Here is a 26,363-nt window from a genome sequence, read left to right as displayed (position 1 = left end):
ACTCGCCATACGCCGTGGGTTCGACGCTCACTGTTGCCCTCGGAAATCTTTGCTGCCATCGTTTCGCATCCAGCGGCGGATGCCCGAATGACGGACGGTCAGTTCGCCCTTCCGGTTCGAGGCGCGCCAAAAGAGGCAAACGGTATTTTCCGGATCGCGCGAACACGGCTAATCCGGGCTTAGAGGACCGGTGAGTCGGAAGATTCACGCAAAGTTTGGCATGTACATTGTCGCCCGATTAAGGCGGCGCGGAGCATGCTCCAGTCCGCATGGCAGATGGCCGTTGTAGGACCAGGATCGACGGATGAGAATTCCCCGCCACATGGCTCGTCTGGGCATAGCCGCACTCGTCCTCGTCCAGGTCTTCCCCGCGATAGCCGAAGTCGGGGCAACCAGCGACGCGGTCGAAGGGTTCGAACTCGCGGCCGACCCAACCCTGCCCGATGCAGACCCGACATTGATCGATGTCTCACCAACGCTTGGTGCCGAGATCTCTCCGAGCGATAATGGGGGTACCGATACGCGGACGAGTGCCGAGGGAGAAGTGGCGGCAGAAGTCGATGCGTCGACGCACGTGGCGTCATCCGCTGCTGGCTGCGTCATCGACATCACCTCAGCGCTGGAGGTCGAAGGCGCAGAAGATGCCCCTACGACCAGTGCATCCGTGGAACAAGCGGCGGCCGACGACACGCCGAACGGCATTGGTGGGGATGCCGAGCCCGAATGTGTCTCCATGGTGGATGCCTTGGTCACCCACGCAGACGGGTCCCAGCTCACGGCACCCGTCGATGGCATATCTACCACCGAGGCGCTGCTGCTCACACGGCTGAAGGAGCGGCGCTCGGACCTCGACATACAGGAAGCAACCCTCATGTTGCAGGAGGATCTGTTGCGAGCCGCCGAGGTGAGGTTGGAGGAACGGGCCGCCTTGCTTGAGGCCACTGCCAATGAGTTGGGGGCGGCCTTGGACGCGGACACCGCCAAGAAGGCAGAGGAGATTGCCCGGCTGGCAAAGTTGTTCGAGACTATGAAACCCAAGGACGCTGCAGCGGTTATGGCCGGCCTTCCCGACGATACCCTGGTTACGCTCGTCAAGCTCGTTTCGACCCGGAAGATGGCACCCATCATGGCCCAGCTGCCGCCGGATCGGGCGAGCGCATTGACGGTCATGCTTGCCCAGTCACCGTGAACGGGCTAAATCTCAAGTTCAGCGAAAGGGATGGGTATTGCCCGAATGCAGTTTCATCGCCCGGGCTTGGCCTACTAATCTGCCACCGGGCCAAGATTATGCTGAACGTTCAAAACCGCTACCCCGAACTTGCGTAGGAAAACGTGCCGCCCAGTTGCTGCACCATGGCGCTGATAAGCCGACTGCCCATGCTCGATTTCACCGCGTTTGGATCGGACCCCGGATCGTCGTCGGCGATGATCAAGTTGGCGCACCCATCGCCATCGTCTTCAGGTTTCGCTTTGGCAGGGCCGCTCAGCACCGTCGCCCCGAGAACCGCTGCTTCCACGCTTGGCAAATTCGTGCCACGTTCTGGGCAGCGGAGGACTTCCCATGCCAAACATGACGCTCGACCACGTCTCCCTAATGGTCCGCAGCCTCGAACCCAGCTCGAAATTCTATACCGAGGTGTTGGGCCTCGTGCCGATTCATAACGGCACTGAGAAGCGCAATATCCGCTGGTTCGGCATAGCTGACATCACCTCGCTCCACATCACCGAGGGTGACTTCGGTGACACGCGGCTCAAGAAGCAGACCCACTTCGCCCTGTGCGTCGACGACTTCGACGGCTTCGTCGCCGAGTTGAAGGCCAAAGGGAGAAGTCACTGGTCGACCCGACGGATTCCACCAGATCTACCTTGCAGATCCTGACGGCTATTGGATCGAGGTCAACGACCACAACCGCAACGTGGCTTGACCACCGTAAATGAGCGCTGGTTGCATTTCGACGGCCTCTTCCTTGGAGGAGGGCAAGCCTCTTTCAGCACTCTTCATGCCCTGCGAGCGGAGAGTCGGTGGCCCCGGCAAGACGGCCGACAGCGGTCATTCGATCTCCGAAGCGGTGCAGTCCATCGAAGCAGAGCCGTTTAACGCGTTTGCCTGGTCGGCCAGCGGCGTATATCCCCGCGAGGATAGCCAATCCCGCATTATGAACCTAACGGTATCCTGCCTGGAGACCATAGGCGCCACTCCGCTGACCATGAACGCCCCAACGCGTCGGAAAGGGAGGCGTCGATGCGAACCGTCACCCGCTTTTCCAAGATCATCCTCCCCGTTGTCGCACGTCTGTAGCACCATTCCTGGCTTTACCGACTCGGAGGGGTTGAGGGCAAGCCCGGGCGTGACTTGTTTCCGACAAGGTCTTAGAGACAACGGCAACAACATCCGCACGACTTCGGTAAGGTGCCGGTGACGGACTGTTCCCCGCCGGGGCAACGTGGCTGCCCCACCACGAGTGTGTCAGATGGGTTCGGCAATGGTCGGTTGGTCCGGCAGACTTCCGGCTCAGGCGGGCACTGGACTGGCGGTATCGCTAGGGGGCCATCTGCTCTTCCTGGCGTTACTATTGGTATTGCCGCCGGAAGCAGCCCCGGAAGCGCCGCCGCCACGTGTCATTCAAGTGGAGATCGTCTCCTCGGTCCCGAAGACCGTAACCGATCGTGTCTTGCCAGAGGCGGCAGCGCCGCCTGCTATCCCGGCGGGAGCGGGCGACCTAGCCCCGGTCCGGCCGCCGGCGCTCGCCCCCCGGCCGGCGGTTGTGAAACCCCAGACACCACCTCCTGGAGGGCCCGAGCCGGAGGTGCAGGGGCTGACCAGCGCCACGGCGCTCTACGCAGGAGAACTGCTTCGTAATCCCGCGAACACTCAGGTCCGGGACACGCTGCCATTGCTAACGCCCGACGAACGGATAGTACAGCTATGCAGTATCGAGGCGCTGGAGCAGATCAGGCTTTCGAGGGACAAGGGTTTCCCCGACTCCCTGGATACCTCGGCGTTCGAGGAGACGCAGATCACTGACGGAAAGCTGGTTGCGCCTTTGGGAGCCTATCGGGCAAATCGCGGTTGGTACTACGTCTCGTTCGAGTGCACGCCGGAGTCGGACCTCGAGAGCGTCAGGGAGTTCAAGTTCCGCCTCGGCGACCAGGTGCCCCGGGACCTTTGGGAAGGGCACGAACTGATCCCGGAAGATTTCGACGACGACTAGCACCCTCAGTTTCGAGTATGCCCAGCCAGCCACAAATATCGCCCGTCGCGGCAATGACGGTGAGGTCCGGCTGTTACGATTGCTAGTGGATATGTCCGGCCGGTTCGGCCATGACGAAGGACAATTCCTCGACTTCCGATCCGGATGCCAGCAGCAGCCGGGCTTGGAATTCGTGCGGTTCGGCGGGAGGGACGGTGCTTTCCATGATGTGGTGGTCGAGTGCAGCGGGCTTGAGCGCCAAGACCTCCTTCGCACCGTTGGCGCGTTCTATGGCTACCTCAGCCGATAGATCCGTTGCATGGCGGGACAGTCGGAGTCGCATACGTTCGCCGTCCGGCGTATCGACGATCTCGAGTAGACCGCCGGCGAGCTTCCCGTCCACGCGGAACGGCTTCGGAGCGTGGTGAGGCGCATGGTCCGCGCCCGCATTGGGCGAAACAAACGACACGATGGTCTCCTCCAACCCTGGGATGTGTTCGGCCAGCTCTTGTCTGAGTTCGTCGGCGATGCTGTTGGCTGCTCCGAGAAGAAGCCCGTCACGAAGGGCCAAGTCGATGTTCAGATGCAGGCGGTGGCCGATCCACCGTCCCCTGACGCGGGCCACCTTGTCGATTCCTTCGACATGGGCCGTCGCATGATGGACCTCGGCAATGGTGGCTGGTTCCACGCCGTCCAACATCCTGGTGAGAACGGCGCGCGCCGACTGCCAGACGATGCCGAAGATGGCGACGGTGATGAGCAGGCCGATCACGGGATCCGCGAGAGGGAAGCCGAGCCAGACGCCGATCGCGCCTGCGACCACCGCGAGGCTGGTGAGGCCATCCGTGCGCGCGTGATACCCGTCGGCGATCAGTGCTGCGCTGTTGATGCGCCGGCCGACGCGAATGCGCAGCACGGCCACGGCCTCATTCCCGACGAACCCGACAATGCCGGCGGCGACCAGCCAACCGAGTTGCGTCACCGGCTGGGGGTTGAGCAGCCTGTCGATGGCGGCGTAGCCGGCGACGATGGCGCTTGCCAGGATGATGAGGACGATGAGTATCCCGGCCAGGTCTTCCACCCGGCCCAGACCATAGGTGAAGGTCTTGGAAGGTTTCCTGCGGGCGAGGACAAAGGCGATCCAGAGCGGAATCGCGGTCGTGGCATCCCCCAAGTTGTGGATGGTATCAGCGAGCAGCGCCACGCTCGAGGAGTAATAGACCACGACGAGTTGCAGGACTGCAGTCACCGCGAGGATGACGAAGGACCATTTGATTGCGGATATGCCCTGCGACGTCGTCGGGATGCTGGCGTCGATGAGCCCGTGCGTGTGCCCGGCCTCCCCTTCTCCGTGAGAATGGCCGTGTGTCGTGGAGGGGTGGGCGGGGCCAAAGCCGAACCACGATAGGACGGAACGAAGCATTGGTATCCTCAAAGGTATTTGGTGATCTCGCGGAACACCGCGAGTTTCTCACGCATCTTCGGCGTCAGGCCCTCGTCGTCGCCGCCGAGGTGATGGTCGATGTGATCGATGATGACGAGCTGCTTGGCTTTTTCGAGCGCACCGATCACCGCCTGCATCTGCTGAACGATGGCGAGCCCGTCCCTGCCTTCGGCCACCATCTTCACGACGGTAGACAGGTGCCCCTCGGCGCGGCGCAACCGCTTGTGTATTTCGGGATCGTTGACATGACTCATGATGTCTTCCTATCCCCTAGGAGGGGATACTGCAAGTTGTATTGCGACGGTGGACGATCCCATGACGACCGGACATGGTTTGCTAGGCGCAGCCCCGATTTTTCAGGACCCGGTTGAGCCCGAAGATTGGTCAACGAGGCCCCAGAATGCTCGGTCCATTGCGCCGGTCTGGCTCCCGAGCCACGGGAAGTGCCCGTATGCGAACGAAAGGTGTCGCGCTGCGACGTCGGGGGGAAGCCCGGCGACCTCGAGCAGATACAACGCGGCGGCGAGGCCCGTACGGTCGGCGCCGGCTTTGCAGTGTATCAGGACAGGTGTCGGCGAAGTGCGTAGAGCCGCCAAGAGACGGGTGATGCTCGTAATGTCGGGTTCCTTGTCGTCCGCAATGGGAATGTCGACAAGGCGGGCGCCCGCCCCAGCCACGACATCGGCTTCCTCGCGATACCAGTCATCTTGCCGGGAGCCGCCGCGCAGGTTGATCACCGTGCGAATACCCTCGTCCTGCAGCAACGTTTGCAGCTGTGCAGCACGAAGCTGGTTCGATCGGAACAACAGGCCGGGGACCACCTCATGGATATTGCCCGTCGCCTGCAGATAGGCCGCCCATGCACCGGCGCCGCCTGGCAGTACGATTCCCGAAACGAGGAGGGCCATTGCCCCGCTCCGAATTAGCGACCGCAGCCCCTTCCCTCCCGCGCCGGTCGGGCGTAGGGCAGGCATGTTATCCACGCCGGATCCCCTTGACGGCACTGACCACGAGAACGGTCACGCAGCCCGCGAGCAGCGCGACCCCCACCAGGAAGGCTGGGGCGCGAACGACGAATGCCAGAGCGGCGGCGAACCCCACGACAGCGAGCAGTGCGACGGCGAGGAACTCGTCGTCGATGAACATGCCGACGAACTCGGCGAAAAACGAGCGCAAGGAGTTTCATGGCGCGGGCCTCCTGGCCTCGGTGGGACGAACCAACCGCGTCGTGGCCACCCCTACGAGAAGGAACGCCGCCGCGAACACAGGAATTGCGAGGTCATGGCCCGGCCAGTCCACTCCGAGCCCCTCACCCATCCAAAACAGCCCGAAGGCGGAGAGCATGACACCGACGCCGTACTTGAGGGTGTTTTCCGGTACCCGAGACAGGGGTTTGTGGATGATGAACCCAATCGCCAGGACAAGACAGCAAGCGGCCAAGGCGCCGAGACCGGCCGGTACGAGGAGCCCCCGTACGGCGCCCACCGCGATGACGATGAAGACCACTCCGAGCCCTTCCAGCACGACGGCCTTGAACGCCACCAGAGCCGCTATCCAGTCCAAGTGATCCCCGACACGGCCGGGGTCCACGGACAGGGCGGCGGCCTTGCTCGCATAGGCGGCAGTCTCGTCGTGAAGGGGATGACACCGGCCGAACGCAGCATGGCCTTGCGGAGCCAGCGCAGGCCGAAGAGGAGCAGCAGCACCCCGATGACCAGCTGCAGCGCCTGCAGCGGGACGCGATCAAGCACGGGGCCCAGTGCCAAGACGATGACCGCCAATAGAACCAGGCCTGCCGCGGTGCCGGCGAGGGCCGGACGCCAGCCGCGGATGGTGCCTACGGCCAGCACGATCGTAAAGGCCTCGACAACCTCGACGAGGGACCCCAGAAATGCGGCGGATACCGCTGGTGCCGCAGTAGCCCAACCGATCATGGATGCACCCGGCGCTCTTTGCACGACGTCAAGGTCATTCCTCAAACCTCATCCCTCGGACTGCGGTTCTCGTCCTGGCGGGCAAAAACCTGGTGGGCGTAGTTGTCGAGGAGGGCCTCGCAGTCGGCGATCCGGGAAAGAGCCTCCGGGGCCAGCGGGGCCTCGTAGAAATCGAGCGCCTTGATCTTGGCGTACCAGGTTTTGAGTTTCTTGAGGTCTTCATCGTTCTCCTCGACCTCGGCATACGTGAAATGGTCGGACGCGATCTCCTTGGCGATCTCTGCCTCGAAGTCGGTGCACTTGTCGACGAGTTCCTCGTATTGTTCGTTCCGCTCCGCCCTAAAGCGCGCCACGACCTTCTCGCTCTGTGTCACGTCGAGGGGCGAGGACTCAAGCAGTACGGCGTCGCCGCCCATTTCGGCGATCTCGTTCTCGATCACTTTGAGGGCCCGCAAGTGGTCGTCGGTTTTGGGCAGCAGGCATGTACCCCCTTGCAGGTAGACGGCGCCCAAGCCCTTCAACCTGCGCCATAGCGCGACGCGGCGCCGGTTGGGTTCTGCGGGAACCTTGTAGGTAAGGAGATACCAAAGATCTGTAGCCATGGGTGGTACGTTAATGTAACTGTCGTTACAACTCAAGTGTGCGAACGTTCGGAGGGCTTGGATGGCCGAGGTGGAGCGGATGACGGGGGCGTTGCGCCGAACTGTCTTGATAGTGGCGCTTTTGAACCTGGGATATTTCGGCATCGAATTCGCGGTGGCGACCACCATAGGCTCGGTTTCACTTTTCGCCGACAGCATCGATTTCCTGGAGGATACATCGGTCAACCTCCTGATCATGGTAGCCCTGACCTGGGCGCCAAGGGCACGGGCGCGCATGGGAATGACGCTCGCGATCATCCTGCTCCTTCCGGCACTGGGTACCGCTTGGGCCCTCTGGAGCAAGCTCACCACGTCAATGCCTCCCGAGCCGTTCGCGCTGTCCCTGACCGGTGTCGGCGCGCTTGCCGTCAACGTCTCCTGCGCCTTCCTTCTCGTTCGGTTCCGAACCCATAGCGGCAGCCTGACCCGCGCCGCGTTTCTCTCAGCCCGCAACGACGCCACCGCCAACGTGGCGATCATCGCCGCGGGCGTCGTCACTGCCTTCACCTTTTCCGTATGGCCTGATGTCATCGTTGGCGTGGGGATCGCGGCCATGAATGTCGACGCGGCCCGCGATGTTTGGCGGGCGGCGCGGGAAGAACGCGATGCCGCGGCCTAACCGCAGGCGAGAGGATCGAACCAGCCGCCCGCGACGTCGCTTGTCAGGGAACGATGCCGCGGTAAGCCCTGGCGATGGCGCGAGCGACCGGGACCATCCGGCTTGCCAGCCTCGTAAGCGGATCTGACCGTCGCATCGACGGCCACCCGCTCATTCATCAGGAAGCCTCAAGAGCCACCGTTGTTTCGCCGCCTTGCGCACGTGGTGCATCGGCGTCCCCACGATGCTCCTGTTAGGACGGCGCCGGAACATTCCTCACCCGGAGGGTCGCCTCCCGCGTCATCAGGGCTTGCCCTGGCGTTCGCCCGGGGCCAGAATCCGTATGGGGGTGCCCGGATGGTCGGCATTGATTAACGGCGAAGTACAGGTAACCTGCGGGCGACGGCGTTACCGGGCGACATACTTCATGAAAGGTGGACTTGTCGCCATCATGGGGCGCGGTGCTTCCATCAGCATGGCGGCCGGAGGTCTGCCCCCGGATACCGCAGCGAAGCTGACCTTGGGCCGATGGGTCGAGGAGGGAAGCGTGCAGGCCGAGCAGGACGACGCCGAAAGCGGTCCCAACACGCAGCGTTAGCCCCTCGGTAGCGGGTTAAGCACCGGCCGGTCTGCCGGTGAATGCCCGCTGGCAGGAACTGGTGATGGTCATGAATGCCATACCTGACGGAGCAGAAGATCCGGATTTTCGACGGCAGCGGCAACGAGTTGCAGCCCAGCCAGATCAATTGGCAGACCGAGGAGGCGGTGAATTGCAGCTTCCGTCAGGATCCGGGTCCGCTGAACTCGATGGGCAACGTGAAGGTCAACTTCCACAACCCCCACGCAGTTTATCTCCACGACACGCCGACCAAAGGCCTGTTCGGCGACAACGCCCGCTTTTATTCCTCCGGCTGCGTGCGTGTGGACCAGGTGCAGGACTTCGTCGCCTGGGTGCTGCGCGACAACGGCGACTGGGGCCCTACGGAGATCCAAACCGTGTTCACGACCGGAGAGCGCAAGGACGTGGACGTGAGCAATCCACCCGAAATCCACACCACCTACATTTCCGCCTGGGCGAACCGCAATGGCGTGGTCAGCTTCCGTGACGATGTCTATGAGTTCGACATGGCCGGCAAAGTGACCTTCGAGGCATGACCCGGGCGGAGAAGCTTACCTTTGCCATCACCGGGATGGGCTGCGTCGACTGCGTTGCGGCGATTGAGAACGCCGTGATGCCCATGGATGGGGTGGAATACGTTGGTGTCTCCCTTTCCTTGATGACCATGACGGTGCGTCCCGGGCCGGGGTTTGACCTTGCGGCCATTGCAAGCCGGGTGCGCCTGCTCGGCTTCGGGGTCGACGAGGAAATGAAATATGACGCCGCCCCCAGGTCGGGCTGTCCATGCCGGGTCAATTCGCGGCGACCCGTAGACAATAGCAGCTGAAGAAACCGTCGTTGACGAGGCTCTTCTGCGCCGCTGCAGAGGAGTCGAGGTGCACCGGGCTGGAGATCTGCATCATGCTGTAGTCTTCCTGGAGAATGACGTTTCGTGTTTGCTTGGCATGGCCTTTTCAATCAGAAGCTCGCTCACGCTTCCGAATAGTCCCGCTGATCATAGCATCGAGCGAAGCGGCTAGGTCGCCGAAGGCTCCGGGACGCGGATTGAAGATGCGGTGCACATTTCGCCGAGCCCCGAACCGTCACCACCAGGTCGGGCATGTCCTGGCAATGCCTCGGAGGCGCTCCTGCGCTGCATCGAAGAATGCTACGCCTGTTCCCTGACCTGCAACGTCTGCGCGGATGCCTGCCTAGCCGAGGAGATGGTCAAGGACCTGACGCAATGCATTCGCCTGAATCTGGACTGCACACACATCTGCGCTGCTACAGGCGCCACGGCCTCGCGCCGAACGGGCTCCAACGTCGACGTGCTTCGAGCGGCGATACAGGCCTGCACGGAAGCCTCACTTCAAATATCAGCCCGCCTCCGTGGCGCATTCAACAATGGCGGCAGAGTGGATGCGGTTTCGGCCGGCGCTTTTCGGGCGGTACAGCGAACTGTCCGCCGTCAAATTGACTCGGGCGAGGCTCTAACCAGACCGGCCGCGTTCGGGAAATCCAAATGCCTGCTCGAACGGCAGATATGGGGCGCGTTTCTGCCGGTCATCAGTTGACCCGCATCGCTTCCGGGGACCCCACAGACTTGCGAAGTTGGGAGCGCAAGAAAACCAGCCGACGTTGACTTTCTAAAACAGAAGCGCTGATCCAAATTGTAGCGTGGGCCATCGCCCTATGCTAATCAGGAAGCAAGGCCGTACGCGCGGTCCCGGGGTGTGGAAACCTCAATCCAGCGGTTGGTGCCTGCCGACAGGGCGCCACAATCCTTTGACCATGCGGTCGGGGAGCCTGTGACGTATGTCCAGGTGCCCCGGTGCTAAAGGTCACAGGAATCGACTGGATCGATTTTCCAACTCCCCGATCATGGGTTAGAGGATGTTTGCGGGGGCGTACCGCGGACCAACTCCTAGTGACGCGATGCCCCTCGATCCGATTTTTGGTACCGGAATTGCGCCGGCCGAAGCCAGTGTCCCACTGCTCGAGCACGATACGCTGGCCGCGATGCTGACCTATCGTTGCTATCTCCGCGTTGCTCAACGCCGTTTTGACCAACTGGACCGCCTTTCTCGGCTGGTGCCGGAAAGCTCCTCCCGGTTGGCACGAGCGCATGCTGCCTATGATTCGGCAGCGGCAAAACTGGAGAGACAAGAAACGCTGCTCGCCACGCTTGTCCAACAACTGGGCTACGTTCCGAGGATCGACCCCGACAATTTTCATTGAGATAAGCGGGCTAGATCAAGCCGTGGTCCGTGGCGGTGCCGATCGCTTGTTGAATGTTGTTGGCGCCAAGCTTGCGACGCGCCCCCTGCATGTGAAACCGCACGCTGGGCTCCTTAAGCCCCATCAGTTCGGCAATGTCCGCCGCGCAGAATCCGCGTTTGCACCATGCCAGAACCTTGGCTTCCTGCGGACTTAGTTTGAAGTCGGGGCCATCGAGTAGCGCCGCGCGGATCTTGGCAAAGGCGTGCAAGTAGATTGCGGCGTCACGCGTGACATCGAACTCTGTGATGTCTCGGCTGTCGGGCGCCAAGCTCGAAGAGGCAAGAGTCAACATTGCGGTGTGCCGGTAACCGGATGGGATGGGGATGCTGATCCCTGAGCGGATGCCAAAGTCTGCGGCGTCACCCATGAAGGACGATTGAACCTGGGACACGCGGATTGGCATCTGATCGACCGACCAAGCGAACGGTTTGCCCAGTTCCTTGGCCGTTCTGACCACCGGGTCAATGATCGACAGATCCTGACTCAGATAGTGGGCCACCCACTTATCGGGATAGTCCGAGATCCCACGAACATCGGTCCCATAGGCATCGAGATAGGCACACCACTCAAAACCCAGTTCACCCGATAATACCTGGAGCGCCGCCAAGAAATCTTCGCGCTTCTGTGCAACTTCGACCGCTTGGATGAAGTCGCCGAACCAGTTTGGGATGCCCATGCTTCACGGTGCTCCGTTTGCCGTAGGAGCAAAAACAAAATCTTTCCGCGGCGTCAAGGTATTGATGCGTCGTGTTTTTCGCATTGCGGGCATTATATTCTGACATGTTAGTTCAACTTTCCGAATGCCTTCGGGAACACCAAATCCTGGTCCACCAGCACATTGAAGATGTACCCGGGTCGGATCTCCAGGGTCGGCTGGACCTCCATATTCTGTCCAATCGTGCGGTCGGCGACCTCGCTGAAGGTTTCCGCAAATGATCGCCGTGCGGCGTCGGTGGCGCTGTTATCGGCCGAGCCCTGGTCATCGGGTAGAGCCATGTCGATGCCTGTCCCAATCGCCGCAATGAGGATCGCGGATCCGAATACCTCGAAGTAGTGGTTATCGACCTGATCGGAAAAGCCGCCAAAACCTTGCGCATCTGTACCGGCCATGCCACCGATCTGTAGGGTCGCGCCGTCCGGAAAGACAATGTCTGTCCAAATGACGAGGGCCCGTCGCTGCCCAAAAGTGACCTTCGAGTCATAGCGGCCAAAGAGCCTCGTACCCTGCGGAATGAGAAGGTGGTGGCCCGTCGCACTGTCGAACACGTGCTGGCTCACCTGGGCGATGATGCGCCCGGGGAGGTCGGAATTTATGCCCGTGATCAACGTTGCCGGAATGACTGAGCCGCGCTTGAGCTCGAAAGGCGATATTGGTGCCATCACCTGGTTGGGCAGGTAGCCGAGATCCTTCAGATCCTGATTGAAGAAGGCATCCTTGGCGTCCTGACCGTTGGGATCGGCATTCTGCGCCTCACCTCTGCCAGCCATTGCGGCAGCGTAGAGACTGGCAAGATCAGGCCTGCCTGTCCCGGTCTGGATTGCACCAGCGTCCGGCGGCGCGTCGTTCAACGCACCAAGGTTTATGGCCGTTGGCGAGTCGAAGGCGGCTTGATTGGCCTGAACGCTGGCCATGCGTTGACGATGCAGTTCACGCAGCAACTGCTCTTCCTGCTCCCGTTGCAACTCTGCCTTCCAGTCCTCTTCAGGTCCAACGACCGGGCCACTCGGCGTCGTAAGAGGATCCCTTGCCGGCGTGGGTTGAAAGGGGTTGGCGACCGGGGCAGGAGCCGCGGGTGCAGGCTGTATCCGTATCGGTTCAGATCGCGGCGCTTCGATGATGCCGTCGGGCACACCCTCTTTTAATCTGTCGCCAAAGCCGCCTGCCGGCAGGCCGTTGGCGTCATCCAAGTTGGTGCTAGCGGGTCCAAAAACTCCGCGTGTCGAAATGCCATAGACGATGACGACGAGGAAAATGACCGCCAAGGCAATAGCCAAGTAGACCGGCAAGCGGTTGATGCGCCGGATTTTCGGCGCGTCATCGCTCAATCGAGGCCCTGGAGAAATATCGAGTGAAGCCACAAGTGCCTCCTATGCGCGCTGCAGGACCGAGAGAGGACTTGTTGGCATGGCTCCCGTTTCGGTCAGGGCATAGGCGCGCCCAAGATCGACGGTGGCGGTAGAGAGCCGTGCCAGGACGCTGCCTTCGAAGCTGTCGATTATGAAAGCAACCGGGATTGCCGAGGTATCGTCCACCTTTTGATCGATGGCGACGGCATAGCCCCACGCTCGAAGAGACTTTTCCAAAGCGACCGCAAAGGCCGAGTCGTCCGGCTTCAGAACGACCGTGCCGGTCCCTGGTCCGACCACTTCTGCCAAATTACCCACCAGATCCTCAGCTATGACGCCGGCGGCTTCGGGCGAAACCTCCGCATTGTCGATGCTCGCAATCTGGGAAGAGGATCCACCAATACCAAAGGTTTGGCAGCCGGCCAGCGGCAGAGTTGCAGCTAAGAAGCCGAGCACCCGAAGTGCTGAACCGATCCGGATGTTCATTCTAGCCACCCCGCCTGATGGTGATTTTCTGTTGTTCGCGGCCAACGCCCGAGACCAGCACCGCGTGGTCGACCAGATAGTCGACAACCATCATGTTGTTCTGCAGCCGGTAGTTGACGATGCGATTTTCACCACCGGAAATGACAAACAAGACCGGCGCATCGCCGCCCGCTAGAGCCGAAGGGAACTGGATGTAGGTTTTGAGGCCATCGGTGTAGATGCGGGTGGGCTTCCAGCGCGCAGCCCCCTCAATGCTGAAACCGAAGTCCAGGTTCTCGGCCGGCACCCCTGCCCCGTCGATGACGCCGGCTTCCATCCGGGCGTTGATTTCGCCAAGCTTGGCGGCGACGTCGTCGGGATACTCAAAGCCGATCCGGGCCATGTATTCCGTGGCATGGGAGCGCAATTGCACGTGGTAGGTTCGACGCGAGGTGGTCACCACCATTGACGTTTCAATGCCGGCTTCAGATGGTTTGACGATGAGGTGGACCGCTTGAGCGCCGGCAGCCCCCGAGGTCGCGGGATCCACCTTCCAGCGGACGCTATCGCCGACAAGCACGTCACGGACGACTTCACCAGCCTGCAGTTCAATGTCGCAGACCTGCAAGGGCGAGCAAACGACCGACGGTTGGACTTCGCCGAAAAGGAAGACCACCTTGCCGTCGGGCCCGCGCGTTACCACCCCCTGCCCTTCCTGCCACTCGCCGGAAAGATAGGTGCCTTTCGCCTCGTTGGCGCTCATCTCTTGCGCGGAGACACTGCCGAGGCTGCACAGGGTGGCGGCCAGCACCAACGTGGCGCGCACTGATCGGCTCGAAATAGAATATCGACATTTCGTCATAGCTGGGCTGTCCAATCGAAGTCGCGGACGTAGAGCCCGATGGGATTGAGGCGGATCGTGGCTTCGTCGAGGGGCGGGGAAAGCGTTACCGTGGCGATGCCCCGGAAGCGGCGGGTTGCCAGTTCCTTGCCTTGCCGATCGCGTTCGAATTCGGTCCAGTCGATCTGATAGGACTGGTTTGAAAGCGCGACCACATTGTTGATCTCGATCGAGACGGTGGCCGTTCTGGCCTTTTCAAACGGGTTCGCGCCCCGAAACCAGGCGTTGACCTTCTCAGTGGAAGGGTCGGTCGTCCGCAGCAGGGCATAGGTGCGGTCGATGTATTGCTTCTGCACCACTGCGTCGGGCGTGATTGACTTGAAGCTGGTCACGAAACCACCCAGCATAGCGCGAACAACCCGGGGATCGGCGTAGTCGATCTGCGCAGGAAATCCTGCGGAAGCTGGCGTTCCCAGGCGGTCAACCTCGACGATGTAGGGCACCAGTTTGACCTGCGTGCTTTGGTAGAGCGCGTAGCTCGTTCCGATCAGCGCCATGGTCAGTGAAACCATCGCCACCACGCGCCAGGTGTTCGCTGCTTTGACGAAACCGCCATAGCGCTCGTTCCACTCAAGGCGGGCGGCCAGATACGGGTTGTCTGGTGGTATTTGTTTGGTCATGAGAATTTCCCGATGCTCCCGGCTGCTTTACGGCTTGCCGGATTTTGGGCCGGAAGAAGCGGGTTTAGGCCCACGCGCGTCGCTGGCGGCCAACTTGGCATTGGCCAGTCCCATGGTTGTGGTGCCGAAACTGCCCGGTCCCCCAATCGCCTGGTCCTTGATGGCCGAGGCGGTAGCGGCCAGCCCTCGAACGGCGGTGGATGCCGTGGCGGCCGTTCCCGCTGCGGTAGCCCCAGTGAACCCGCCTTTCTCAAATGCGCCAGCGGCCGCTCTCCCGCCGGCGCCGATGGCCGTCGCCCCCATTGCGGCGACGCCAGCGCCAAACTGGTACCCGTTCATCGTGGGTCTGGCCGCTTCCATTCCGCTGGTGACGGAGACCCCCTGAATGACGCCAGAAATCATGGGCGGCAGCAGCATCGAAACGTAGGCGATGACGATGGCGAGCCCCGCGATCGACGCAGGACCAATGAAGCTCTGGTCAATGTCAGGAGCGGCCGCCACATCGATCAAAGTACGGGCGCCAATGGCTGCGACCATCACCAGCACCATGATCTTCATGCCGACAGAGAAGGCGTAGATCAGGTATTTGATGGCAAAATCTTTGGTGTACGAAGAGCCCCCGAAGCCAAGCAGGATCATGCCGGCGAGTAAGCCGACATACATTTCGAGGATGACGGCGAGCAGGATAGCGGCGACCAGGCCAAAGGCTGCGATCACCGCCAAAGCGCAAACGCCGACGATGACGTTCTTGCCGAAGTCGCCTGGATTCCACCATGCCAATTGTTGCGTCATGCGGTTCGCGACGTCGATTCCTGCATCGAAGACGGCGGCGGGCGAAACGTCACCAGAGCCAGAGCCAATCTGAAACAGGCTGCTGACAACGGCTTTCGCCAGGTCCGGGCCGTTCGTCAGGACAAACAGAAAGAAGCCGATGAACAGGATGCGGCGCACCAGCTCGGAAAAGAAGCTTTCGAGTGTGCTGCCTTGTATTGCCAGCCAAACGGCCGCAATGCCGACCTCGATAGCGGCCAAGATCCAGAACAGGCTGGTGGCGTGCTGCATGAGCACCGTTTCCCAGTTTCGAGCCTGGGTAGTGATGGACTGCTGAACGGTTTCGACGACGTTGTCTGTCTGACCAAAGGCCTGCGTCGCAAAAAGGAAAATACTCAAGACCGCCAGGGCTCGGAGCGGGGCAGAATTCATCCTCACCACTCCGGTCTAAAGGGGGTTTCATTGCCGACCACGGTGTCCGAGCCGCGGGTGAAGGGATTTTCCTCATCGGCGGCAGGCGTAATGAGGGTGTCGGTCATCGGCTGGGCCGCCGAAGTCCAAAGCGCAATTCCAACAATGGTTAGAGACAGAGCGGCACACACAAACACGCCCACAATGATTGATGCCTTCATCTCACCACTCCGGAGCGAAAGGTGTTTCGTTTCCGACCCTGACGCCGCTATCCCCACCAAAAAAGAGCTCGTTCTCGGCCTGCGCATTGTCGCGCAGCGTTTGCTCGGACTGGTACCAGGTGCCCATCATGGTCATCTGCTGAGAAACAAGGCCGCGCAGCTTCTGCATCTGGGCGACCTGTTGCGCGGCAATCTGGTGACCGACCTGCAGCGCCTGCATCTGGCCCACGGAGGTCCCCGACATTGACCGCAATTGCTCCATCGTCCCCTCCTCGGAAGAGAACTGTTCGGCGGTCAGGTTGGCGGCTCTTAGCGTCCCTGCGATCGTGTCGCGATTGGTCTCGGACCAGCTCTGATATGCTGATGAGAAATCCGCGCCATTGAGCGGGTCTTCCAGAAAGTCGCTGTAGCTCTGGAAACGCTGTTTGAGGACATCATCGACGTTGCCCATTGAGAAGGCGATGCCCTCCCCCTGCCCTACGATCGATTGGAGTTGCGCAAGGTCGTCTTCAACCTGACCCCAAACCTGGTCGGGCAGCTTGAGCGTGTTCTGCAGCATGTTTTCGTAAATCCGCAGCTGGTTTTGAATCTGCTCGACCTGGTGCGCGATCTGGGTCACCTGATTGTCGATCTGGATACCGGACTGCCCCGCAAGGCCAACGAGCTCAGCATTGTTGAGAATTTGGGTGAATTCCGTGGCGCCGACGAGCTGTCCCGCGGCTTGAGCCGGCATTGCGCTGGCAATGCTGATGCAAAGACCGAAGGCGAGGCTAACTGGACGGTTGATGCGCATTCTAGATCCCTCGTTCTGAAAGCCAGCGAGTTGGCCACTCATCTCCAAACTGGTGATGTAAAGCGGTGATACGCCCAAGATCGTCCTTGCCGCTTGCGCCCACGAAACTCAGCGTCACCGGCCCGAGCGCCATATCGAATAAGCGCCGGCCGTCGGGCGAGACCACGTAGTATTCCCGCTTGGGCATAGCGCCGGCGACGATCTCGATCTGCCGATCGTTGAAGCCGATGCGTTCATAGAATTCGCGGGTGCCCGGCTCGCGGGCTGCCCCGTTGGGCAGGCAGATCTTGGTGGGACAAGACTCTTTGAGCACGTCGATAATGCCGGATCGTTCAGCGTCTGAAATCGACTGCGTGGCCAGCACCACGGCGCAGTTGGCTTTGCGCAGGACCTTCAGCCATTCACGGATTTTATCGCGGAACACCGGGTGCCCCAGCATCAACCAGGCCTCATCGAGGATGATAAGGCTCGGCGCACCCATGAGGCGCTTTTCGATCCGCCTGAACAGGTAGAGCAGAACGGGTACGAGGTTACGCTCTCCCATGTTCATGAGCGCCTCAATTTCAAATGTCTGGAAGCTCGAGAGCGTCAAGCCGTCCTGCTCCGCGTCGAGCAAATGGCCCATCGGGCCGTCGACCGTATAGTGCAGCAATGCATCTTTGATCTCGCGCAGCTGTACCCCGGAGACGAAGTCGGACAGTGAGCGGCGCTCCGTCTGGGCCATGAGGCCAAGTTGGCGAGAAATCGCGTTGCGATGATCAGGCGTAATCTTGACACCCTGCAGAGCAATCAGCGTTTCAAGCCATTCGGCTGCCCAGGCGCGATCGCCAGCATCGTCGAGCGCCGACAGGGGGCAGAATGTCAGCCCCTCCCCTGCCCCGACGTCATAGTGATCCCCACCTACGGCGAGGGTCAGCGGTAGCATCGAGCGCCCTTTGTCGAAGGCGAAGAGCTGGGCGGCCTGATACCGGCGAAACTGGGCAGCGATCAGCGCCAGCAAAGTAGACTTGCCGGAACCAGTCGGGCCGAAGATCAGGGTATGCCCAACGTCGCCGAAATGCAGGTTCAGCCGGAACGGCGTTGAACCACTGGCGACCTGCATCAAAGGAGGCGAACCCACCGGATAGAAGGGGCATGGACATACCGCGCTCCCCGCCCAAACCGTATTGAGCGGGATGAGGTCGGCTAGGCTTCTTGTATTGATCAAAGGCTCGCGGATGTTGGCGTACCAGTTGCCCGGCAAGCTGCCGAGAAATGCCTCAGTGGCATTGAGGGTCTCAATCCTTGCTGCGAAACCTTCCGATTGCACGAGGCGCCGGATTGCTTCGGCCTGCGTTCGCAGTTGCTGAGCGTCGTCGCTAAACAGGACGATGACGGGTGTGTAGTAGCCATAGGCCACCAGCTGCGAGTTGGCCTCGGCAATCGCATCCTCAGTTTCCGCCACCATAAGGGCGGCGTCCTGATCGATACTGTTGGACCGTGTTTGAAACAGCTGGTCCATGAACGGCCGGACCTTTTGCAGCCACTTCTTGCGGGTGCGTTCGAGTTTTTGCCGCGCGTCGACCGGATCGAGAAACATGAAGCGGCTCGACCAGCGGTAACTCAGAGGCATGGCGTCTAGGACGTTGAGAATTCCTGGCCAGCTCTCAGCTGGGAAGCCATCAATGGCGACGACTGCCAGATGGCGACTGTCGATCACCGGCGTCAGGCCGTGGTGAAACTCGGCCGACACCAGGAAATCGAGGTACATGGGGACGTCCGGCAAGCGTACAGGATGGCTCTCGCCAACGAGGCAAAACCGCACGAATTGCAGCAGCTCATCATATTGGGCGATCCGCGTGCCGCCGCGTTCTGAAGCCTCCTGCGTGACCATCCGACGTATGGAAACGACATTGGCCATATACTGCTCGAACTCGCGTATGGCCGTCTTGAAGGCGGCCAGCGCGGCATCGGCAAACCGTTCGGTTCGAGATTCGGCGTCCGAATAGATGTACCGGGTCAGACCAGACTTCCGGCGCTCAGGCTCGCGATAGGTCAGGATAATGGCGTGTTGGCTGTCGAAATGCCCGTCGGCAGTCTCAAACCGTGTGCGGCGTTCCTCGTCAATCATCGCGCTGATCGGATCGGGAAAATGTGACTGGTCCGCTTTGGCATAGGCCGTTGCTGGTATTCGCAATGCCTCGACCTGGATCATCCAGCCGGAGCCAAGCCGTGCCAGAATGGCATTGATCTGACGGGAGATTTCATTGCGCTCGATGTCGGTGGCGCTCTCGCTGTCGGGCCCCGCGAAATACCAGCCTGCCATCAGCGAGCCGTCCTTGAGCAGCAGGACGCCATTATCGACCAACCCCGCATAGGGCAGCAGGTCGGAGAAGCTCGGGCCGGTTTGCCGAAATTGCTTGAGAGAGACCATGGGGGTACCCCTAGTACCTGCGCCAGGGCGACGCGGTCGGTCGATACACTTGGCGGTAACGGATGTGCCGCAGGTAGACCTTGCGCATCAGAGGATCGGCCTTGCCCATCATCCGCAGCAGGCCAACGACGACAATCCAGATCGCGAAGCCGAAGACGGCGGAGATTGGTGTCAGGACCACGAAGATGAGGATGACGGCTGCCAATCCTGTTACGAGGACGAGCTCACGATCGGCACCGAAAAGCATGTTCGGTCGAGACAGAGCCCGGTGAAGCCGGACACGCTGAAGGCGACTACCGATCTCAGCCATTCAGGTGTCCTGAACAAAAGACGAACGAACGTCGGCTGTGTCGCCGATCGACGCGCCGCTTGAACCAAACAGGGCGACAATTTGGGTGGCGCCGAGCAGAATCCCGGCGACGAGCACCACATAGACAAGGCGTCGGGCAAAATCGTTCAGCTCGCCGCCGAAGATCAGCATGCCGCCGGCAATTGCCACGGCCGCCAGCGCGATCGCGGCAGCGACCGGACCGGTGATGGATTCCTGGATTTGTTGCAGCGGCCCTTCCCAGGGCAGGCCCCCTCCCCCGCTCGCTAAGGCCGGCTGCGCGCACAGGCACGCAAGAAGGACTGTGCCAGCTGCAAGCCGCAAAACTCTAGGCGACATTGAGCCGCTCCTTGTTCGATGAATGACTTTCGATTTGGTAGGCGCCGTTCCGAAATCCCTCGATATGCAGGATGTCGGAGACCCGCCGGCCATTCGGCGTGCGCTCGATCGCAACAATCAGGTCGACCGCCTCGCCGATGACCTCGCGCATCGGCATCTGGCTGACCTCGGCAACAAGCTGTTCCAGCCGCGTCAGCGCCGAACGCGCGCTATTGGCGTGAATGGTGGCGACACCACCGGGATGGCCAGTGTTCCAGGCCTTGAGCAGCGTAAGCGCCGCGCCGTCCCGGACCTCGCCCACAATGATGCGATCCGGGCGCAAACGCATGGTGGATTTCAGAAGCCGTGCCATGTCCGCGGCGTCGGAGGTGTGGAGCAGCACGGCGTTCTGGGCTGAGCACTGGATTTCCGCGGTGTCCTCCAGGATCACGACACGATGCTCAGGTACGGCATTCACCACCTCGGTGATGATCGCATTGGCGAGAGTGGTCTTCCCGCTGCCCGTGCCACCGGCGATGACGATGTTCATGCGCGCTTCCACGGCATTGCAGATAATTTCGGCTTGCTCTGCGGTCATGATTGCCTCGCGGACGTAGGCGGCGAGTGGGATCAGCATCGACGCCCGCTTGCGGATCGAGAACGATGGCTCGGCAACGATCGGCGGCAACAGACCTTCGAAGCGATGGCCGCCGATTGGCAGCTCACCTGAAATGATCGGGCGATCCTGGTCAGCTTCGGTCTGAAGCGCGTGGGCGACGATGCCGATAATAGTTTCTGCCGACTGCGCGTCGAGATCGCCCGCCAGGGTAATCCCCTGCCCTATCCGCTCGATAAACAGCTTGCCGTCGGGATTGAGCATGATCTCGACCACCCCTGGCTCATCCAGAGCGGTCCGAATGATCGGTCCAAGCGCATCCTGAAGCTTTCGCACAAGGCGATCCGCTGATGAGTGACTATGGCTCATGGGAAGACTAGGCCGCTTGAGTGAGCTTGGTGAAGGTGGGTTTGTATTGGCGCGGTCGGACCCGTTGAATGCTCCCAGTATCAACGTCGATGATGCCGGCTAAGGCCAAGGTGTTCCCAATGCGCGTAGGCTCGCCCAAGCGGCGCAGCGGCAGCCCGACCCGACGCAAAATACGCTCTAGCCGCACGTCAGTGACGGTAACGATCTCGGAATAGCCTCCAAGGTCTGCCCATTCGAGGATGCCGGCTATCAATATCATGGTGGCAAGGTGGATGCCGTCGGGGGTCAAGCGCGCTGTTGAAGTATCGACGCAGAACCGCGACGTTTCCAACATTCGCGAGTGCGGGGCAAAGGCGCCGTTGGAGGCCAGAAAACTAAAGGTTTCCGACAGCATCGTCGGACCTATCGCCGGCAAGACCCGAGTATGGCCAACTACCACACCGCGATCGACAACTAGGATGCTGGTTGGGTTCAGCTCATCGAACTGATCGAATTCCTGTCCATCGGTGACGGTGACATCCCACCCCATGCGTTCCTTGAAAACACGAGCCCTAAGACGGTGCATCTGATCGACCAGCAAAGGGTCACGGGAGAAGTCTTGTGGACCAATAGCGATGACTTCCATCGTCCTGCCTTGCGTTGATTGCCTGTTCGCAAAGCACCACAGCGCATGGCCTGCCGCACCCTATCAAATCCGATAGGAGGCGTGGTTGTCGGCCAGCGCATATGTTCATGAGGTCGCAGTTGCTGATGATCTGAGTCGGAGCTCCGACAGCCATATGAGTTGGAGTGTCTACCTTCACAGCCCACGGCTGGACGGCGCGTCCATACATTTTGGATAAAGCGGTGCAGATCAAGGTCATGGATCAAGCACGGCTAAGGGTCAGAAATATAACAACAAATGAGCTTGTGGAGGCCTATGCGCGCTATGGGACATAATAAGTCGTTAACCATTAACTCCTTGCACGCGCACGCAAGTTCGGTATCGTCACGGTAAATCGGCGTGTATGGTCGAACTTCCGTGACGAGAGAAATTCCCGTGAACACTAGCGCAGCTCTAGAGCCCCAGCAGAATGCCGACGCTGATGAGACCATCGGGGCGCATGCTGAACTTCTTAGCGCCCAGCTGCAAGCGCTGAGCCAGGCGATGTTTCCGCCGACGTCACAGAAGACCTTGCGTCGGTTTACCTCCGGTGAGGCCGCTCGATTGATGAAGGTCTCCGATTCCACACTTCGCAAGATGACACTCGCCGGCGACGGACCCCAGCCGGAGACCACAAGCAACGGACGCCGTCTTTATACGCTTGGTCAAATCAACGAGATACGCACCCTGTTGTCGGGTGGCACTCGGGGGCGCGAGGCGACTGACTTCGTTCCGCATCGGCGCGAGAACGAGCACCTTCAGGTCATCGCCGTCACAAACTTCAAGGGTGGTTCGGGCAAGACCACAACCTCAGCGCACTTGGCTCAGTATCTTGCTCTTCAAGGCTACCGGGTCCTTGCCATTGACCTCGATCCCCAGGCCAGTCTTTCGGCGTTGCTCGGTGTGCTGCCCGAAACCGATGTCGGAACCAACGAAACTCTCTATGCAGCGATCCGCTATGATGAGGGCCGCAAGAGTCTCAAGGACGTCGTCAGGAAGACCTACTTCGATGGCCTGGACTTGGTGCCCGGCAATCTCGAGCTAATGGAATTCGAACACACAACGCCCCGGGCCTTAGTTGATCGTAGCAAATCCGGAGAAGGCATCTTCTTCGCGCGCATCGCTAGCGCACTGGACGAAGTAGCCGACGATTATGATGTCGTTGTGCTCGACTGCCCCCCGCAGCTTGGATTTCTGACGCTTAGCGGCTTGTGTGCAGCCACATCCATGGTGGTGACGGTCCATCCGCAAATGCTGGACGTGGCGTCGATGAGCCAGTTTCTTCTGATGACCCGCGATCTGTTGGGCGTTGTCCGCGATGCGGGAGGTCGGCTTCAGTATGACTTTATCCGTTATCTCCTCACCCGCTACGAGCCGCAAGACGGCCCGCAGACCAAAGTCGCCGCCCTCCTCCGCAATCTCTTTGGCGACCACGTGCTGACCAACCCAATGGTCAAGTCCGCCGCGGTTTCCGATGCCGGGCTAACCAAGCAGACCCTTTACGAAATCGGGCGGGAGAACCTCACCAGGTCCACTTATGACCGTGCCATGGAAGCGCTTGATGCGGTCAACGGTGAGATCGAGCAGCTTATGAAATCCGCATGGGGCCGCACATGATGGCCCCCCTTTCCCCCCGCCAAGTGAAAAGTTGGGAGCTCCCAACTTTTGCGCTGAGGTCATCTCAAATACCAAAGTTGGGAGCTCCCAACTTTCTTAGTTCTATGGAGGTTAAGCATGAGCCGTAAGGACGCGCTCAACTCCCTCTTCCTTGCGAAAACAGCGCCGGCACCCGCCGGCGCATCGCCAGCAAAGAATCCGGATCGGGTCCGTAGCGGTGCCATTGGCGCCATGGGCACCTCCCTCCAGGAATTGACGCAAGGCGCGCGGGCGGCGGCCAAACTGCAGGAACAGCTCCTTACTGGGGACCATGTCGTCTCGCTTGATCCCGCGCTGATCGATCCCTCTCCAATAGCTGACAGGCTGTCGGCTGACTTGGATCCCGGCTTTGATGAACTTGTGTCGAGCATCGAACGCCATGGTCAACAGGTGCCCATTCTGGTGAGGCCTAGCCCGGCAACCGAAGGCCGCTTCCAGATTGCCTATGGTCGACGTCGCTTGCGTGCGCTTGTGCGTCTCAACCGACCTGTTAAAGCGATCGTACGTGACCTTTCAGACGATGAAGTGGTTGTTGCCCAGGGCCGCGAGAATCTGGATCGCGCCGATCTGTCATTCATCGAAAAGGCGCTGTTTGCCAAGCGCCTCGAGGATGCCGGCTACGAACGCTCGGTGATCATGTCAGCACTATCGACCGACAAGTCCGATCTGAGCCGGTACATTTCCATCGCCAGGCGCATTCCCGAGGAATTGGCACGGCAGATCGGACCGGCGGCGAAAGTTGGTCGTGCTCGATGGCATGCTCTGACAGAGGCCATCGACAAATCAAAAGCGACGACAAAGGTTGAAGAAGTCGTTGCGTCTGACAGCTTTCGCGCTGCCGATAGCGACGCGCGTTTCAATATGGTGTTCACGGCAACTACGCTGAGCCCTGAGCGCTCCACGAAGGGTGGAGCGTGGACCACTCCAGAGGGCCGGCGAGCGGCCCTGATAGAGCGGCGTGGCTCCCACACTGCGATCACCTTCGACGAAAAGCGCGTTCCCGCGTTCGCCGCTTTTGTGGCGGCGCGCCTGGACGCGCTCTATTCCGAATTTGCCAAAGACGAAGGAGACCAAGGACGGAAATAGGTGGGGTAGGGATGTTCCCTATGCCGACAACAGTCGCAAAAGAAAAAGGCCCCCGAAAGCGAATTCCGGAAGCCCTTCTCGACGTGTGGTAACGCGAGAATCGCACTTCCCCGAATCGCAGTCAAGACCCTCCTAGGGTCGCACCGCTTCAGCGGCCGAATTTCTTTTGCCTTACGCAAGGTGAAAGACAATGCAGACGCATACCGCGACGACGCCTTTTGGGCGGCGGCCGATGTCGCTTGGCATGATTGCAAGCCAAGTCACGGCCCAGAACGCGCCCGAGGGCGCCACAGTGCACAAGTGGCATGTGTTTAGGGACATTAAGGAAGCTCGGCTGGCCCTAGGGGCCACCGATCGGGCGCTGGCGATCCTCGATGCCCTTCTGTCCTTCCACCCTGAAACCGCATTCTACAGTGACGGCGCCCTGATTGTTTGGCCGTCCAATGAACAACTCATCGGCCGGGCCAATGGTATGTCGCCGGCGACACTGCGCCGGCACCTGGCCAACCTGGTCGACTGTGGCCTGATCGTTCGTCGCGATAGCCCCAATGGCAAGCGCTACGCTCGGAAAGGGCAGGGGGGCGAAGTCGAGCAGGCCTACGGGTTCGACCTGTCACCGATCGTTGCGCGAGCTGGTGAGTTCAAGGAACTTGCCGAGGCGATGCGCGCGGAGAAGAAGGCGTACAAGGTCGTCAAGGAACGGCTAACTATATGTCGCCGCGACATCGTGAAGATGATCGAAGCGGGCATCGAGGAAGGCGTTCCCGGCAACTGGGGGAGCGTGCATATCGAGTACCAGGCCATTATCGGCCGGCTCCCGAGGACTGCCCCACGCCAGGTACTCGAGGCCGTGGCGGCCGAACTCGACGATCTTTGGACCCAGATCCGTGACGTGTTGGAATCCTTCGTAAAATCACAGAATCTGAACGCCAATGAGTCTCATACTGAGCGCCACATACAGAATTCAAATACCGAATCTAAAAATGAATCTGAACGCGGCTTAGGAATAAAAAAAGAAGAGAGCGGCAGCGGCGGCGAAACTGACAACCTGCGGAGCTTGCCCAAGCGCGAACTGCCGCTGGGTATCGTGCTTGATGCCTGCCCGAACCTGCTTTGGCTGGTGAAGGGCGGCGGCGACATCCGCAATTGGCGCGACTTCCTCGCCACCACCGATCTGGCCCGCCCTGTTTTGGGGATTAGCCCAAGCGCCTGGGAAGATGCCAAGGTCGCCATGGGCGAACAGCAGGCGGCAATTACCCTCGCCGCCATCTATCAGAAAACGGACCAGATCAAATCGCCGGGCGGATACCTGCGAAATCTGACCGAACGCGCCAAGGAAGGGAAATTCACGACCTGGCCGATGATTATGGCGCTGCTTAGGGCTAAACTTGACGCGGCGAAGTCCGCGGGGGCCGGAGTTGAGGCCGCTGAAGGCGAGCTTAGTGCTGCGCAACGGCTCGATCGGACTGAGAAGCGACTTGAAATCAGCGACGCGCTGCGCATGTCCATGGCCAAACAGGATCGGGAAACATGACCGTCAACCCTGAATTGACCAGACTATCGGAGCAGCTCGGGTTAAGACCGTCGGAGCTCGCAAAGCTCGCTGGACTTGTTCCGAGCTCACTGAGGTCAAAGTGCAAAGCTCGGGAGCTTGACGCAACGTTGACACCGATCGCTCGTATTCTCGCCACTGCCACGGAGATGGCGGGTGACGAAAGTCGAGCGGCGATCTGGTTCAAGCATCAGCCGATCGCCGGATGGAGTGGCAAAACCGCCTATGATCTGGTCGGTGAAGGCAAGAGCGACGATGTTTTGGCCTATTTGGAGGCTGTTCGCGCCGGCGTTCATGCTTGAGGCGGTCAGCGAGAATTTCGGCTTGCTGCGTGTCAGGCGCAGACAAGCCTAAACAGGGGCAGAGCGCCGGGCTCAGGATTACCAGCCGGGTGAGCCGAAGCAGGTCAAACGCTAGCAAAATGGCAGAAGCCAGCTTGCTAGCAGC

At 60.6% G+C, this 26,363-nt stretch carries 31 protein-coding genes and 1 pseudogene; 12 read left to right on the top strand and 20 right to left on the bottom strand.

Annotated elements, in window-relative coordinates; translation table 11 throughout:
• Positions 1–304 precede the first annotated feature (304 nt).
• Entirely contained in the window at positions 305–1,189 is an 885-nt protein-coding gene (locus IH615_RS21205) for a hypothetical protein (protein ID WP_291365142.1), read from the top strand.
• A gap of 118 nt (positions 1,190–1,307) precedes the next feature.
• Here IH615_RS21205 and IH615_RS21200 read toward each other — a convergent pair whose 3' ends face one another.
• Entirely contained in the window at positions 1,308–1,433 is a 126-nt protein-coding gene (locus tag IH615_RS21200; protein WP_291365140.1) for a hypothetical protein, read from the bottom strand.
• 128 nt (positions 1,434–1,561) lie between these two features.
• Between IH615_RS21200 and IH615_RS21195 the strand changes: the two genes are divergently transcribed.
• Both IH615_RS21195 and IH615_RS21190 read left to right on the top strand, forming a co-directional pair.
• Positions 1,562–1,879 carry a VOC family protein gene (locus IH615_RS21195; RefSeq protein ID WP_291365138.1) on the top strand — a complete coding sequence of 106 codons (318 nt, stop codon included), beginning with the start codon at positions 1,562–1,564 and terminating at the stop codon, positions 1,877–1,879.
• Between the two features lie 748 nt (positions 1,880–2,627).
• Positions 2,628–3,212, top strand: coding sequence for a DUF930 domain-containing protein (locus IH615_RS21190; protein WP_291365136.1), 585 nt, complete (start codon positions 2,628–2,630; stop codon positions 3,210–3,212).
• A gap of 82 nt (positions 3,213–3,294) precedes the next feature.
• Here IH615_RS21190 and IH615_RS21185 read toward each other — a convergent pair whose 3' ends face one another.
• From IH615_RS21185 to IH615_RS21160, 6 genes and pseudogenes are all read right to left on the bottom strand, one after another.
• A complete protein-coding gene (locus tag IH615_RS21185; RefSeq protein ID WP_291365134.1) occupies positions 3,295–4,614 on the bottom strand; it encodes a cation diffusion facilitator family transporter in 1,320 nt (439 codons plus the stop codon).
• 8 nt (positions 4,615–4,622) lie between these two features.
• Positions 4,623–4,889, bottom strand: a complete 267-nt coding sequence (locus tag IH615_RS21180; protein WP_291365132.1) for a metal-sensing transcriptional repressor — start codon at positions 4,887–4,889, stop codon at positions 4,623–4,625.
• Positions 4,890–4,991: 102 nt separating this feature from the next.
• A complete protein-coding gene (locus tag IH615_RS21175) occupies positions 4,992–5,543 on the bottom strand; it encodes a tyrosine-protein phosphatase (protein ID WP_291365130.1) in 552 nt (183 codons plus the stop codon).
• 67 nt (positions 5,544–5,610) lie between these two features.
• On the bottom strand, positions 5,611–5,811 hold the full coding sequence (locus tag IH615_RS21170; RefSeq protein WP_291365128.1) for a hypothetical protein: 201 nt from the start codon (positions 5,809–5,811) through the stop codon (positions 5,611–5,613).
• Between the two features lie 6 nt (positions 5,812–5,817).
• Positions 5,818–6,569 (bottom strand): annotated as a pseudogene (locus IH615_RS21165) (hypothetical protein).
• Between the two features lie 41 nt (positions 6,570–6,610).
• Entirely contained in the window at positions 6,611–7,171 is a 561-nt protein-coding gene (locus tag IH615_RS21160; protein WP_291365125.1) for a Chromate resistance protein ChrB, read from the bottom strand.
• Positions 7,172–7,232: 61 nt separating this feature from the next.
• Here IH615_RS21160 and IH615_RS21155 point away from each other — a divergent pair, with 61 nt between their 5' ends.
• The 5 genes from IH615_RS21155 to IH615_RS21135 all read left to right on the top strand — a co-directional run bounded on the left by IH615_RS21155 (position 7,233) and on the right by IH615_RS21135 (position 10,644).
• Entirely contained in the window at positions 7,233–7,829 is a 597-nt protein-coding gene (locus IH615_RS21155) for a cation transporter (RefSeq protein WP_291365123.1), read from the top strand.
• Between the two features lie 406 nt (positions 7,830–8,235).
• Positions 8,236–8,406: a hypothetical protein gene (locus tag IH615_RS21150; protein ID WP_291365121.1), complete on the top strand. Its 171-nt coding sequence runs from the start codon at positions 8,236–8,238 to the stop codon at positions 8,404–8,406.
• 74 nt (positions 8,407–8,480) lie between these two features.
• Complete coding sequence (locus tag IH615_RS21145; RefSeq protein ID WP_291365120.1) at positions 8,481–8,963, top strand: L,D-transpeptidase family protein; 483 nt, start codon at positions 8,481–8,483, stop codon at positions 8,961–8,963.
• The gene (locus IH615_RS21140) at positions 8,960–9,253 is read left to right on the top strand and encodes a heavy metal-associated domain-containing protein (RefSeq protein ID WP_291365118.1); all 294 of its coding nucleotides are present in this window, start codon (positions 8,960–8,962) and stop codon (positions 9,251–9,253) included. The genes IH615_RS21145 and IH615_RS21140 overlap by 4 nt, the downstream gene beginning before the upstream one ends.
• 1,088 nt (positions 9,254–10,341) lie before the next feature.
• The gene (locus IH615_RS21135) at positions 10,342–10,644 is read left to right on the top strand and encodes a transcriptional repressor TraM (protein WP_291365117.1); all 303 of its coding nucleotides are present in this window, start codon (positions 10,342–10,344) and stop codon (positions 10,642–10,644) included.
• A gap of 10 nt (positions 10,645–10,654) precedes the next feature.
• Here IH615_RS21135 and IH615_RS21130 read toward each other — a convergent pair whose 3' ends face one another.
• The 13 genes from IH615_RS21130 to IH615_RS21070 form a co-directional block, all read right to left on the bottom strand.
• The gene (locus tag IH615_RS21130) at positions 10,655–11,362 is read right to left on the bottom strand and encodes a LuxR family transcriptional regulator (RefSeq protein WP_291365116.1); all 708 of its coding nucleotides are present in this window, start codon (positions 11,360–11,362) and stop codon (positions 10,655–10,657) included.
• Between the two features lie 107 nt (positions 11,363–11,469).
• On the bottom strand, positions 11,470–12,765 hold the full coding sequence (trbI, locus tag IH615_RS21125) for an IncP-type conjugal transfer protein TrbI (protein WP_291365115.1): 1,296 nt from the start codon (positions 12,763–12,765) through the stop codon (positions 11,470–11,472).
• A 9-nt stretch (positions 12,766–12,774) separates the two neighbouring features.
• Entirely contained in the window at positions 12,775–13,239 is a 465-nt protein-coding gene (trbH, locus tag IH615_RS21120) for a conjugal transfer protein TrbH (protein ID WP_291365114.1), read from the bottom strand.
• A 1-nt stretch (position 13,240) separates the two neighbouring features.
• Positions 13,241–14,080, bottom strand: coding sequence for a P-type conjugative transfer protein TrbG (gene trbG / locus IH615_RS21115; protein ID WP_291365113.1), 840 nt, complete (start codon positions 14,078–14,080; stop codon positions 13,241–13,243).
• Positions 14,077–14,739 carry a conjugal transfer protein TrbF gene (trbF, locus tag IH615_RS21110; protein WP_291365112.1) on the bottom strand — a complete coding sequence of 221 codons (663 nt, stop codon included), beginning with the start codon at positions 14,737–14,739 and terminating at the stop codon, positions 14,077–14,079. Before trbF ends, trbG begins: the two co-directional genes overlap by 4 nt.
• A 27-nt stretch (positions 14,740–14,766) precedes the next feature.
• Positions 14,767–15,942, bottom strand: coding sequence for a P-type conjugative transfer protein TrbL (gene trbL / locus IH615_RS21105; protein WP_291365111.1), 1,176 nt, complete (start codon positions 15,940–15,942; stop codon positions 14,767–14,769).
• Positions 15,943–15,944: 2 nt separating this feature from the next.
• Positions 15,945–16,142 carry a hypothetical protein gene (locus IH615_RS21100; RefSeq protein ID WP_291365110.1) on the bottom strand — a complete coding sequence of 66 codons (198 nt, stop codon included), beginning with the start codon at positions 16,140–16,142 and terminating at the stop codon, positions 15,945–15,947.
• 1 nt (position 16,143) lies between these two features.
• A complete protein-coding gene (trbJ, locus tag IH615_RS21095; RefSeq protein WP_291365109.1) occupies positions 16,144–16,935 on the bottom strand; it encodes a P-type conjugative transfer protein TrbJ in 792 nt (263 codons plus the stop codon).
• 1 nt (position 16,936) lies between these two features.
• On the bottom strand, positions 16,937–19,348 hold the full coding sequence (locus IH615_RS21090) for a conjugal transfer protein TrbE (RefSeq protein WP_291365108.1): 2,412 nt from the start codon (positions 19,346–19,348) through the stop codon (positions 16,937–16,939).
• A 10-nt stretch (positions 19,349–19,358) separates the two neighbouring features.
• Positions 19,359–19,658, bottom strand: a complete 300-nt coding sequence (locus IH615_RS21085; RefSeq protein WP_291365107.1) for a conjugal transfer protein TrbD — start codon at positions 19,656–19,658, stop codon at positions 19,359–19,361.
• Complete coding sequence (locus IH615_RS21080; RefSeq protein ID WP_291365105.1) at positions 19,659–20,015, bottom strand: TrbC/VirB2 family protein; 357 nt, start codon at positions 20,013–20,015, stop codon at positions 19,659–19,661.
• The gene (trbB, locus tag IH615_RS21075; protein ID WP_291365104.1) at positions 20,005–20,979 is read right to left on the bottom strand and encodes a P-type conjugative transfer ATPase TrbB; all 975 of its coding nucleotides are present in this window, start codon (positions 20,977–20,979) and stop codon (positions 20,005–20,007) included. Before trbB ends, IH615_RS21080 begins: the two co-directional genes overlap by 11 nt.
• Positions 20,980–20,986: 7 nt before the next feature.
• Complete coding sequence (locus IH615_RS21070; RefSeq protein WP_291365103.1) at positions 20,987–21,604, bottom strand: acyl-homoserine-lactone synthase; 618 nt, start codon at positions 21,602–21,604, stop codon at positions 20,987–20,989.
• Between the two features lie 414 nt (positions 21,605–22,018).
• Here IH615_RS21070 and repA point away from each other — a divergent pair, with 414 nt between their 5' ends.
• The 4 genes from repA (at position 22,019) to IH615_RS21050 (ending at position 26,218) form a co-directional block, all read left to right on the top strand.
• Complete coding sequence (gene repA / locus IH615_RS21065; RefSeq protein ID WP_291365101.1) at positions 22,019–23,239, top strand: plasmid partitioning protein RepA; 1,221 nt, start codon at positions 22,019–22,021, stop codon at positions 23,237–23,239.
• 117 nt (positions 23,240–23,356) lie between these two features.
• The gene (repB, locus tag IH615_RS21060; RefSeq protein WP_291365100.1) at positions 23,357–24,364 is read left to right on the top strand and encodes a plasmid partitioning protein RepB; all 1,008 of its coding nucleotides are present in this window, start codon (positions 23,357–23,359) and stop codon (positions 24,362–24,364) included.
• Positions 24,365–24,554: 190 nt separating this feature from the next.
• On the top strand, positions 24,555–25,898 hold the full coding sequence (gene repC, locus IH615_RS21055) for a plasmid replication protein RepC (RefSeq protein WP_291365098.1): 1,344 nt from the start codon (positions 24,555–24,557) through the stop codon (positions 25,896–25,898).
• Positions 25,895–26,218 carry an antitoxin Xre/MbcA/ParS toxin-binding domain-containing protein gene (locus tag IH615_RS21050; protein WP_291365096.1) on the top strand — a complete coding sequence of 108 codons (324 nt, stop codon included), beginning with the start codon at positions 25,895–25,897 and terminating at the stop codon, positions 26,216–26,218. Before repC ends, IH615_RS21050 begins: the two co-directional genes overlap by 4 nt.
• The last annotated feature ends 145 nt before the right edge of the window (positions 26,219–26,363 follow it).

The sequence above is a fragment of the Devosia sp. genome, from assembly GCF_014860165.1.
Lineage (GTDB): Bacteria > Pseudomonadota > Alphaproteobacteria > Rhizobiales > Devosiaceae > Devosia.
Note: the sequence above shows the minus strand (reverse complement) of the source record. Positions and strands in the feature narration are given on the sequence as shown.